At 46.2% G+C, this 12,551-nt stretch carries 6 protein-coding genes and 3 pseudogenes; 8 read left to right on the top strand and 1 reads right to left on the bottom strand.

What is annotated here, in order from left to right; translation table 11 throughout:
* Nucleotides 1-45: 45 nt before the first annotated feature.
* The 7 genes and pseudogenes from secA to LEP1GSC047_RS09310 all read left to right on the top strand — a co-directional run.
* The gene (gene secA / locus LEP1GSC047_RS09340; protein ID WP_010418898.1) at nt 46-2,769 is read left to right on the top strand and encodes a preprotein translocase subunit SecA; all 2,724 of its coding nucleotides are present in this window, start codon (nt 46-48) and stop codon (nt 2,767-2,769) included.
* Nucleotides 2,766-3,245 carry a hypothetical protein gene (locus LEP1GSC047_RS09335; protein ID WP_010418901.1) on the top strand — a complete coding sequence of 160 codons (480 nt, stop codon included), beginning with the start codon at nt 2,766-2,768 and terminating at the stop codon, nt 3,243-3,245. The genes secA and LEP1GSC047_RS09335 overlap by 4 nt, the downstream gene beginning before the upstream one ends.
* Nucleotides 3,246-3,385: 140 nt before the next feature.
* Nucleotides 3,386-3,742: a hypothetical protein gene (locus LEP1GSC047_RS09330; RefSeq protein ID WP_039934575.1), complete on the top strand. Its 357-nt coding sequence runs from the start codon at nt 3,386-3,388 to the stop codon at nt 3,740-3,742.
* A gap of 314 nt (nt 3,743-4,056) precedes the next feature.
* A pseudogene (locus LEP1GSC047_RS09325) lies at nt 4,057-5,289 on the top strand (TolC family protein); the annotation flags it as partial.
* A gap of 11 nt (nt 5,290-5,300) precedes the next feature.
* Nucleotides 5,301-6,302, top strand: coding sequence for an efflux RND transporter periplasmic adaptor subunit (locus LEP1GSC047_RS09320; RefSeq protein ID WP_010418912.1), 1,002 nt, complete (start codon nt 5,301-5,303; stop codon nt 6,300-6,302).
* 4 nt (nt 6,303-6,306) lie between these two features.
* A complete protein-coding gene (locus LEP1GSC047_RS09315; RefSeq protein ID WP_010418915.1) occupies nt 6,307-7,047 on the top strand; it encodes a hypothetical protein in 741 nt (246 codons plus the stop codon).
* Nucleotides 7,044-10,194: pseudogene (locus LEP1GSC047_RS09310) on the top strand (efflux RND transporter permease subunit); the annotation flags it as partial. The gene LEP1GSC047_RS09315 and the pseudogene LEP1GSC047_RS09310, both read left to right, overlap by 4 nt.
* Before the next feature lie 397 nt (nt 10,195-10,591).
* Here LEP1GSC047_RS09310 and LEP1GSC047_RS09305 read toward each other — a convergent pair.
* Nucleotides 10,592-10,978 carry a hypothetical protein gene (locus LEP1GSC047_RS09305; protein WP_010418919.1) on the bottom strand — a complete coding sequence of 129 codons (387 nt, stop codon included), beginning with the start codon at nt 10,976-10,978 and terminating at the stop codon, nt 10,592-10,594.
* 576 nt (nt 10,979-11,554) lie between these two features.
* Here LEP1GSC047_RS09305 and LEP1GSC047_RS09300 point away from each other — a divergent pair.
* Nucleotides 11,555-12,551: pseudogene (locus LEP1GSC047_RS09300) on the top strand (IS4 family transposase); the annotation flags it as partial.

Raw genomic sequence — 12,551 nt, 5'->3', positions numbered from 1 at the left:
TTTGCAATACTCTTATAAGAATCGAAACGAAAAAACGGTGCGTACATGATACAGAAAGTTCTAAAGGTTCTCTTTGGAAGCAAATACGAAAGAGATTTAAAGCGTCTTATCCCGATCGTTCAGAAAATTAATGAATGGGAAGAGTCGATTCATTCTTTGAGTGATTCCGAGCTGACCGCCCAAACCCAAAAGTTTAGGGAGCGTCTTTCCAAGGGAGAAACATTAGACGATATTCTTCCGGAAGCGTTCGCCACCGTTCGGGAGACTTCCCTACGCAAACTAGGAATGAGACATTTCGACGTTCAGATGATGGGGGGAATCGCCCTGCACTGGGGAAATATCGCCGAGATGAAGACCGGAGAAGGAAAGACACTGACTTCGACTCTGGCCGTTTACTTAAATGCTTTGGCTGGAAAGGGAGTTCATGTCGTTACCGTAAACGATTATCTTGCAAGACGGGATGCTCTCTGGATGAAACCCATTTACGACTTTTTAGAACTGAAAGTCGGAATCATTCAGCATGATATGGATCATGACGATAGGCAGAAGGCGTACGCCTCCGACATCACGTACGGAACGAATAACGAATACGGATTCGATTATTTGCGCGATAATATGGTGACTCATATCGATCATAAGGTTCAAAGAGGGCATTTCTTTGCGATCGTGGACGAGGTCGACTCGATTTTGATCGACGAAGCTAGAACTCCTCTGATTATTTCCGGCCCTTCGGACGAATCGACGGACAAGTATCTTCGAATCGATAAAATTATTCCTAAGTTGATCGAAGGCGAGGATTACGAAAAGGATGAGAAAGCAAAAAACACCCTTCTAACGGAGAAAGGCGTCGCGCATGTCGAGCAGATTCTCGGGATCGAAAACCTGTATGCTCCGCAAAACGTGGACCTGGTGCATCACGTTCATCAGGCTCTAAAAGCCCATAAGATTTTTCAAAGAGACGTGGACTATGTGGTTCAAGGCGGCGAAGTTATCATCGTGGACGAGTTTACGGGTCGTCTCATGTCCGGCAGACGTTATTCCGACGGCCTTCACCAAGCCTTGGAAGCTAAGGAAGGCGTCCCTATCGCCCGCGAATCCCAGACTTTGGCGAGCATCACGTTCCAAAATTATTTTCGTTTGTACGAAAAGCTCTCCGGTATGACCGGAACGGCAGACACGGAAGCGGAAGAGTTTCACAAGATTTATAACCTGGACGTGATCGTAATTCCGCCTAACGTTACGGTTCAAAGAAAGGATTTTGCCGATCGCGTATACAGAACGGAAAAGGAAAAATTCACCGCGATACTGAACGAGATCAAGGAATGCCAATCTAGAAAGCAGCCTGTTCTCGTCGGAACGATTTCCATCGAAAAGTCCGAAGTGCTTTCCCGTCTACTGGCCCAGTCCGGAATTACGCATAACGTTCTAAACGCTAAATTCCACGAAAAGGAAGCCGAAATCATCGCGAATGCGGGAAAACCGGGCGCGGTCACGATCGCCACGAATATGGCCGGTCGAGGAACCGACATTGTCCTGGGCGGAGCACAGCACTTTAAGGAAAATTTGGAGACTTGGAGCGATAGTGATCCTGTTATAACGGAATTTCGGGAAGCGACTCTACGCGCCAATTTCGAAAAGGCCGAGACTTTGCTGGGCAAGTTGGATTCGCAAAATAAGAAAAACAGGGCCAACGAAATTCTAACCTCCGCAAAGATCTGGAAGAAAAATCATGACGAAGTTCTAGACGCAGGCGGATTGCATATTCTAGGAACGGAAAGACACGAGGCCCGCAGGATCGATAATCAGCTACGAGGGCGCTCGGGACGACAAGGAGATCCGGGCTCCAGTCGGTTCTATCTTTCTCTGCAAGACGATCTGATGCGAATTTTCGGATCGGACCGAATTTCAGGCATTATGGAGCGCCTGAAAATGCCGGAAGGCCAAGAAATCGAGCATACCATGGTTTCCAATGCGATTGCGAGAGCCCAAAAAAGGGTGGAAGGGCATAACTTCGATATTCGGAAACATCTATTAGAATATGATGATGTTATGAACCGCCAAAGGATCGTTATCTATAAAATGAGAAACGAGGTCCTGGACGGAGGCGATGTCACAGGACTTGTGAAAGGGTTCTTGGATGAAATCATAGAATCCCAGATCATTGCGACCTGCGAGGGCGGAAATCCGGAGGGTTGGGAATGGGAGACCTTGAAGGAGTGGTTCCTAGGTTTGGGACTTCCTTGGGAAATCGATATAGATTTAATTAAAAAATCCAAGAATGCGCAATTATTCCTATTCGATTCTTTGAACGAAATCGCTCAAAAGTTTTACCAAGAAAAAGCGGATCGGATCGGCGGCGAAGTTTGGAAAGTTTTAGAAAGGAATATCTTCCTGGATATATTGGATCATCGCTGGAAAGAGCATTTATACGCGATGGACCACCTTCGCGAAGGTATTTGGACGGTCGGCTACGGCGAAAAGAATCCTCTCGTCGAATACAAACTACAGGGATTCCGACTCTTCGACCAAGCCATCGAAAACATGAAATACGAGATCGTTAGCTTCCTGATCCGCGTGGAAGTTACGGAAAAGACGCAGCTGCCCGAAGAGAAGAAAGAATATCGGAAAGTCGGCGAGGAATTGACCGGCGGGTTCCAGGAATTGCAGGGTAATAAACCGAAACGGCCGAATTCTACGGCCGAACCTTTACCCGTTGCCTCGGGCGGGGGAAGTTCGGAACGTAAAACGAGTAGGAGAAAACGAAAATGAAACTAAGAAGTATTACAGTTCTTTTACTTTTGCCGCTCATGGATTGTAGCTTTCTCCGACCCACTGGAAGAGAAGCTAGAACGCCTAGACAATTGTACGACGAGTGCATGACCACGTTTTCGGATGACAGTAAGTGTAAGGAATTCGTCCTAAAATCGATTCCGGATGCGGATGTAAGCGTTTTGGGAGTCGCACCGCCCCAATTATCCGCGGAGGAAAAAGCGAAGCTCCGGATCCGCTCCGAACTCATCCATTCCCTTCTCTACCAAAACCAATTGTACGTGAAGAACCAGATCGGAGATCCTGATGAAAAAATGACCATCAATAATTGGGCGCCGGGAATGGAAGAATGGGTGTATACTCGACCGATTTGTAAATATGCCGAAGGTTCCAGACCGGATAAGGAAATCAGAATCCGTTTTCAGCGCGGGGCAGTGGTAAAGGTTTTGCACACTCCGCCCGACCCGATCCGTTAATCTGAATGGCTGAACTATAAATCGAATTCGGTATAAAAATTAAGCATCTACTGGAGCACGGCTCCGGTTGCAAAGAGATCATAATTATTTAAATTGAAAATACTTGACTAATAAGTGCCTCATAATTCCCTGACACCATAGTGCGACGCTTCCATTACAGTATCCTAGTCGTTCTCCAGGTCGTTCTAGTACTATTTTCCTCTTCGATCGACCTGATTGATCAGCCGGAGACAGGGAAGTCATTCAGCGTTTTCTCTAAGAAGGGAGACCAAGTGTCGTTTATCGAATCGGATTTATCCGATTCGGAGCCCTTATTCTTTGCACCGGCCCGTGAAAGAGACAGCCGACCGGTGGAATTTATCGCAAATAGCCCGTCTTATTCTCCATGGACTCCTTTCGTTTTCTTTTCCGGTAATATCTTATTTAGGGAAGAAACTTGGTCCAAGCTCTTCGTTTCCTTCCTGCTGACCAATCTCCCTCCGCCCGCAGTTTCCTAAGGCATACTCAAACAAGACTAGCCGGGTATATTTCCCTGTAAACTGGGTATCGTACCTGCTCAATTGTCTTATTTGCATGCTTTCCACTAAGCGACCTGAAAATTCGATCTATAGGACACGGAAAATCCAAACGTAATATGAAGAAAAAAGTACTCGCGCTGCTCATACTGGCAACGGCAAACGTTCAAAGTTCCGAAACGAAAGCTCCGGGTAAGCTAATTGCTCCGAAGGATGACCTCGTTTTTGAAAACGGTGCCGCAGCGGATCAAAAAATATCTTCTGAAAATTCGGAGCCGGAGCGGTTAAAAGTTCGTTTGGACATGGCAAAAGCCGAGGAACTTCTTTGGAAGAATAACCTACTTTTATTGGCGGCAAAATACGATATCGACGCCCGGAAGGCGGGAATCGAGCAGGCCGGATTGTATGCGAACCCGAATATTTTTATAGATCAAAGTATTTTTGCCGAACCGACTCGGCGGTACTTCGACTTCACGCGATCCGGACAAACCGTCTATCAAATCCAGCAGTTATTCCTATTGGGCGGCAAAATTGATAAACGAATTCGTGTCGCCGAATTGAATGCGAAGATGGGGGAGCAGGAATTCTACGATTTGGCTCGGGCACTGCTCTCCAAACTGAGAAGGACCCTGTATTTTATTCATTATTACAGGGAAGCGATCTCCTTTTACGACGGTAGTTTGGAAGCTCTGGAAAAGACGGTTTCTTCGGCGGAACTAGCGTATAAGAGAAGAGCGATTCTACAAGCCGAACTGTTGCGATTGAAAGCGTTATTATTTTTTCTTCGTAAGGAAAGAGAGGACTTACGAATCAAAGTTCTCGAGAAGGAAGCCGATCTAAGAGTTTTATTAAACGAAGAAAAATATATGGATCAAGGCATTGCCATCGAGCCTGTCCTAAATCAGGATTTTGTAGAGGGAATCGATCTGGCTAAAATAAAACTCGCGGAAATCGTTCAGACCGCCAGGGAGTACCGACCCGATTTACGCAAGGCAGTGCAAGCATTGCGCTACGAAGAGGCGAATCTGGAACTCCAGCATGCGAATGCGATACCGGACTTATCCTTCGGACCGATGTACAACCGCGGTGGAACCGCGTTTCAGAACTATTGGGGCGTAACCGCACAGTTGAATATTCCGATTTTTGATAGAAATCAGGGAAATATCAAAGCTGCCGAAAAATCCATTTTAGTCAAGAAACAGGAATTGAAAAACAGAATCTTGGAAGTCGAGAACGAAGTGAACGTTGCTTTGGCCACCGCAAAGGCCAAGGACGGCCTGTACCGTCGTTTTAGAAATACGTATACTAAGGATTATACCGATTTAGCGCAGGATATGATTCTAAGTTACGAAAAACGTTATATATCAGTTTTGGAATTTGCGGATTTTTTCGAGACTTACCGTTCGAGTATCGTCGAGATGCTTAGGCTTCAGACCGACAGAATGGATGCGATAGAAGGCGTAAATTACTCCGTGGGATCGGGCGTACTGGTTCCAAATAAACCCTCCGTAGAATCCGGAAATAATTAGGAAGCATTCGAATGAAATTTAACTTATCTAAAAAAAGTCGCTTTTGGCTCACTCTACTCGTTTTGGCCGGGATCGGTTCGGTTGCTTCCTTAGGTATCGGTAGGGGGCAGAAAAAAAATGTTCGTCCGCCGGGAAAACCCATCGTTTCGGAAAACGGCGAACGAATCGAATTCAAAGAAAATAGCCCTGGCTTAGCGATCATCAAGACGATGGCGATCGGCCAAGACGGCGATTTTGTGAACGTGGAAGCTCCTGCCCGTTTAATCGCGACTATGGCTCCTTCGGTGTCCGGCGAGGGAGAACGCATCGTACTTTTTGAATCTGCGGAATTGAACGATCTCTACGTCGGTTATATCCATTCTAAGAACAGCCTAAACCGCTCCCGGAAGAATCTCGCTAGGATTCAAGATATGTTTAAGCATAGAGTTGCGACGGAGAAGGATTTGGTGGAAGCCGAGACGAATGCGGACAACGATGCCGCCGAACTCGCCGAATTCGAAGGAAAATTAAGAGCAGTTGGCCTAAACCCGGCGATGCTCGGAAAGTCCGGACCCAAGACCGCTTGGATTATGTGCGATGTTCCCGAATCTCAATTACAGAATCTAAAGAAAGGAAAAAGAGTAAAAGTAAAGTTTTCTTCCTTTCCCGATAAGGAATGGATCGGAGTAGCCGAGGCGTTAGGCGATAACGTGGACCCGTTTACTCGAACCGTTAAAGTGCGAATCGAGATCATGAACGACGGCTTTAAATTAAAACCCGGAATGTACGCCATCGTCAAGTTCCCGGAGGAAACAAGCGGTGATTCGGTCGTCTTACCGTTTAATTCGATCATAACCGTCGAAGGCAAAAATTATGTTTTTGTAGAGGAGTCGCCGGGCGAATTCTTTCGTAGGGAAGTTATCTTAGGCATATCCAGTCGAGAAAGAGTGAACGTTTTGGAGGGACTTACACGAGGAGACCGAGTCGTTGTAGAAGGCGCGATTCTCTTAAAAGGATTAAGTTTCGGATTCTAACTTTATGCAATATTGCCGTACATTAATCTTTTTAACCTTATTACTTTATTCCGTAATTCCGTTGTCCGCCCAGCAAACCGGCGGGACTTCTTCCAAAGAATTGGATCAACCCGAGTGGACTCCGGAACCGGATCGAAAGACGAGATTCGGTAAAGACGAGCCGATGGTGGTTTCCGACGGAAAAAAACAGCCCAAGATCACGAACTTTTTAGTCTATGGTGCGACGATCGGGTCCCCGGGAAGTGCAAATTTGAATTTAGGATATTATTATAAAGATATAGTGATTCGCGCTTCCGGTATGCATTGGAGACCTCATTGGTGGGGAGGCCAAGTCGATCTAGGGTATAGTTTCTGGAAAACACCCGTGATCGCACACAGTATTTCCGTTGTTGCGGGAGCCTTTGCAGTGGACCCGTATGCTCCTCAAGTTGCTCACGGCGGACAAAACAGCTACCCAACGGCAATCGATGTACCGGGTTATCAGCATAGAAATCCTACTTTCGAGGATACGATCATTCGGTCCGCAGTCGCGAATCAGAACCCCACTCTCGAAACGTATTTAGAATATAAGAGCCGCGACAACCAGAAAGTTCATTTAAGCCAAAGATACATAGGCTTGACATACGATATTCTGCTCGGGAATTTCTTTTTGCAAGTCGGAGCCGGAATCGGCCAAGGAAATTATACGAATCCGCAACTGCTGCTTCAGATGGGCTATATGTTCGATACAAGGTCTAGTCAATGATTCGCAGGCTGATCGAAGGAGTTCTGAATTTTAGGATATCCACTTTGATTGCGGCCGGACTTGCCGTGCTCTTAGGAATTTGGGCTTGGATAGATATTAGAAAAGAAGCATATTCCGATATCGCGGACACGCAAGTCCGACTGATCGCTAAATTTCCCGGAAAAGCCGCAGTCGAGGTGGAAGAACGTGTGACTTTGCCCATCGAGCGGGTATTGAATGCGATTCCAAGGGTTGTGGTTCGTCGTTCGAGAACGATCAACGGGTTGGTCGTTTTTCAATTCGTATTCGAGGATGGGACCGACGATTACTTCGCAAGGATGCGACTCTTGGAGAGGGTGAGGGACGCGGACATTCCTCCCGAAGTGGAACCTTCGCTCGGACCGATGAGTTCTCCCGTCGGTGAAATCTTTCGCTACGTTGTGGAATCCTCTCAGAACCATACCGCGATGGAACTAAGGTCGATCCAAGACTGGATCGTGATGCCTAAGATGCTACAGATTCCCGGAATAGCGGACGTGGTCACGTTCGGCGGTCTTCCGAAGCAGTTTCACGTCGTAACATCTCCCGACAAGCTGGTCCGTTATAAATTAACCATCAACGACGTTATCCAAGCGATTCAGGCGAATAACTTGAATACCGGCGGAAACCTGCTCCTACAAGGTGAACAAGGATTTCCGATTCGCTCCTTAGGAGCGATCCGGGAACCGAAACACATCGAAGATATCGTAGTTAAGACCGTGAACGGCGTACCGGTCTATGTTCGTGACTTGGGAACCGTGGAGATTTCACATCCGATTCCGAGCGGGGTGCTCGGTTTTACGATCCAGAACGACCATGAAGGCTTAATCGACGTAGATTCATCCGTTCAAGGATTGGTCGCCATGCGGCGTTGGGGAGATCCCAACGAAATGGGAGAACGGATCCGTGCGAAGGTAAAAGAGATCAATGAAAACTATCTGCCGGACGGAGTCAGACTTCGGACTACCTACGATCGAACGGATCTTGTGAATTATACTTTACGAACCATCGGGCGGACTCTTATCGAAGGGATCGTCGTCGTAAGTCTTGTTTTGATATTCTTTATAGGAAGTGTAAAAGCCTCCCTTGTAGTTGTAGCAACCATTCCGTTTGCGATGCTTTTTGCGTTCTTGCTCATGAATTTAACCGGAATTCCTGCAAGCCTCCTGTCTTTGGGTGCCATCGATTTCGGAATCATTGTGGACGGCGCCGTCATCATGGTCGAAAATATCATGAGGCGATACAGGGACGCTACTCCTGCGGAAAAACAAAACGGTATATTGGCGTTTACTCGGGATTCCGCGGCGGAAGTCGGTACGGAAATCCTGTTTTCCATCTTGATCATCGTTCTTGCCTATCTACCGATTTTCTCTTTTGAAAGAATCGAGGGCCGTTTGTTTAAACCTATGGCATTTACGATTTCTTTCGCGATCCTCGGAGCGCTTGTTTTTGCTATGACGGTGATTCCGGTAGCGATGTCGTTTTTGTACAGAAAATACTTCGAATCCGCTAATCCCGGACCGATTGAATGGCATAATCCGATCTATGGGTGGGTCGAGATTCGGTATAAGAAACTCATAGAGTATTTGGTTGAACGTTCCAAAAAAGTCGTCACGTACTGCTTCACAATCGTTCTCGCGCTACTGATCATCGGCGGCTTTAAGTTGGGGACGGAATTTTTGCCGGAAATGGACGAGGGCGGATTCAATTTACGGATCTTCTTCCCCGTCGGAATCTCGTTACCCGAATCCCGGAAGTTCATTCCTAAAATACGGCAGCTCATATATAAAAACGAGCAGGTAAACGTAGTACTATCGCAACTCGGAAGGAACGACGACGGAACCGATCCTCTTCCTCCGAATCGTTTGGAGGTCTTGGTCGGCTTAAAGGACTATGACGATTGGAAGGAAAAAATCACTAAACAAGAGCTTCTATTGCGGATGAGAAACGATTTGGAAGCCGGGCTGCCCGGAGTTCGAGTCAGCTTTTCTCAGCCGATCATGGATAACTTATCGGAAGCGATCATGGGAACGATCGCCGACCTTGCGGTCTTCGTATCCGGTAACGATTTGAAAGTAATGCGCAAAATCGGGGAAGAGGTTCTGGATATCGTCAAGGATATGGAGGGGGCTAGCGAATATGGAATCGAACAGGAAGCGGATAGTTCTCAGCTAACGATCCGTATCGATCGGGAGGCCGCCGCTCGTTATGGAATCAATGTAAGCGACGTTCAGCAAATGATCGAAGCGGCGATAGGAATGCAGAGAATCAGCACTCTTTATGAAGGACCTTCGGACATTCCACCCAAGACTCCGGCTAGGTTCGGTATCGTTGTTCGCTTTTCGAAGGATTATCGAGCGTCCCAGAGAGCCATCGAAAATATGCCCATTATTTCCCCAAAGGGAGAACGAATTCCGCTTTCCGAGTTGGCGAAAATAACTCTGGAAGACGGACCTACCATGATTTTCCGTCAGGAAGGACGGAGGACCGTAACGGTTCGGACCAATATCCGAGGCAGAGATCAGGGTGGTTTCGTAAACGAATTGAGAAAGAAAGTCGAAGCGAAGGTTAAACTTCCGGAAGGATATCAGGTTCGGTACGGGGGGCAGTACGAAAACCTCGCACGGGTCGGGGCGCGTTTGGCCACGGTTATTCCGCTTACGATTTTGATCATTTTCGGAGTTTTATACTTACTTTATAGAAACCTTAAATATGTTTATGTAGCTCTAGCGTGTCTTCCACTTTCGCTTGTCGGCGGAATTTATGCGTTACTCCTGAGAGGATATTACTTTAACGTATCGGGCGGAGTCGGGTTTATCTCGCTTTTCGGAATCGCGACTATGTCCGGAGTTCTTTTCGTTTCCAGGACGAATCATCTTCTGAAGGATGAACCGGATATATCTACGAAAGAGGCGGTCGCCAAGGCTGCCGTGATCCAGCTTCGGCCCATGTTGATGACCATGCTTCTGGCGTTGCTTGGATTGATTCCCGCTACGTTAGCCTCCGGAGTCGGGTCGGACGTGCAAAGGCCGTTAGCTACCGTGATCGTGGGTGGACTATTCTCCGCAATGCTTCTTGTGTTGACCGTTCTTCCGTCATTATACTTGATTTTAGTCGGCGAAAGAAATGCCCCGACTGCCGGATCGAACGTAAAAGGAAATTCTCTCGCTCTTCATCCGGAAGCGTACCGTTCCGTTTATCCTGATGAAGAGGACGAATTTTCTCCTCCGTTAAAGAGCGGCGGCGATGTTCGAAACGGGAAGGGAATTAAATCGAAGGGAGTTCCTAAGAGAGGTCGAAAATCTTAAATCCTTCTTCACTACTCTTTGTTCAATTATTAAACGGCGCTAAACGAAGGCGCCTTTTTTGTCGGATCGACGATCCTTCGAGCCGATTCCGAAATCGGTCGTCGCTGCGAATACAAAATGAATCGGTATTAGCGATGAATACTGCTTGGTCGCGACGGGTCGTTCGAAATTCCTGCAGCTTGCGCTGGAGCTAAGCTGATTTTGCGAATAATCCTTTCTTATCGGCTTCGCAATCGATAAAAAAGATAGGGAGCAATTCCGACCCAAACAAGGATAATGATCCAGAACTGACCCGCCAAAAGGTTATGGGCATGGAGGAATTCCTGAAAAGACCGCTTCATGGAAACGACTACCATGAGGAACTCGAAAGTTTCAGTCAGGATCACCCAAAGGATTCCTACCTTAATCGCCTGTGACGCGTTTCGAAACGGAAGATACCGTGCAATAAACCAAATCGGAATCGCAAGAAACAGAATGCCAGTAAAAACCGAAATCTGGTGGGATAGAAATTCTCCGAATACGCTTTTGTAAGTCAGCTCACGAACGGCAGCGTTTAAAAATGCAAAGATGAGTAACAAGAACCAAGAAAGAATATATCGAATCATTTGGATTCACCGGTGACGTTTATAGGCCTGTATTTTCCTACGAATCTCCGGCTTGGAATACGATTTTTACTCGTTCTCGACTGATAATTGTTAGGGACAGAGGACAGAGGACAGAGGACAGAGGACAGAGGACAGAGGACAGAGGACAGAGGACAGAAAATTATTCCTATTACCCTGACAAGAATTTTTTTAAAAACGAATTATGTCGGAGCGAGGTGTTACTGGATTTTCGGGGAGCGTCAGCAATTTTGTGTAAATGACGATTTTTAAAAAGATTCCTATGTTAGAATGGATCTTTCCTCTGCCTCAGAGGGTTTCCAACTAGTAGTAGCTTCTGTCTAGCGTGAGCAAAGCGAACGCGTCTGACCTCTGACCTCTGTCCTCTGTCCTCTGCGTGGGAGCTCCACCACGAATTTCAAAATGAAAAATGCTTGTGTTCTCGCGATTTTTGTGAAATAAGGCAATTCTCCACCGCTTCGCTCCGGCCCCCGCCCACAAGCATAACCTTACCCACAAGACGGATAAAAAGACTAGATTTTTCATAATTTTAGTCTTTAGATCTAGATGGGACCTAAGATGAAGACTAAACATTGGAGTAGTACTTTTGAAACCGATTTAGATTGGATCGAAGAGGAGTTTTTGTCGCTGAATCTTGGAGATAAGCGATTAAATAAGCGTTTAAAAAAAATCATAAGTGCGATGTCTAAACGAACTGATTCGAGCTTACCTGACATATTCGGGAATTGGGCCGGGACTAAAGCAGCCTATCGTTTTTTTTCCAATCCGAATGTATCGGCGGAAAAGATTGTTACTCCGCATTCAATCGCAACAAAGAAGCGACTTCAAAATCAAGAAACGGTTTTGGTATTAAGCGACACAACAGAAATTTATTATCGAAATAGAGTTCGAGTCGAAGGTTTAGGACCGATGAATTCCGAATTCGACCAGGGACTTCTTTTACATCCTTCGATAGCATTTACGACCGAAGGGATACCTTTAGGAATCTTGGATTTTAAGATGTGGACTCGTTTAAGTTTAGGTTCAAAGCACTTATCTCGGGACGTAAGAAAGAAAACGCCTATAGAAAATAAGGAAAGCATAAAATGGCTTCAAGGATATAGAGCGACATGCGAATTCGCCGAAGATTCGGATGCGAAATATATATTTATTTGCGATAGAGAAGCGGATGTTTTCGAACTATTTCATGAATATGTAAAGGCCGGTGAAAATGCACCGGATCTGCTTATACGTGCGGTTTACGACAGAAGGATCGAAGGTGGCGAACATTCTTGGTCCTATCTTGAAACTTTGAAGCCTGTAGATACATACACGATTTCAGTTCCAAGAAAAAAAGGAAAAGCCAGCAGAGAGGCCCAAATCGAAATTCGATTCGAAAAGTTATCAATAAAGCCTCCTAAATTTAAGGAATTTGAAAGTATAGATATGTATGCCGTATCCGCAACGGAGATTAATGGGTCTTCCGATGAATCGATTCAATGGAAATTTTTAACGACAATTCCGATTCAAACTTCGGAAGACGCAAGAAAATTATCGCCTATTACAAAAGTCGTGG

The sequence above is a fragment of the Leptospira inadai serovar Lyme str. 10 genome, assembly GCF_000243675.2.
Taxonomy (GTDB): domain Bacteria; phylum Spirochaetota; class Leptospiria; order Leptospirales; family Leptospiraceae; genus Leptospira_B; species Leptospira_B inadai.
Note: the sequence above shows the minus strand (reverse complement) of the source record. Positions and strands in the feature narration are given on the sequence as shown.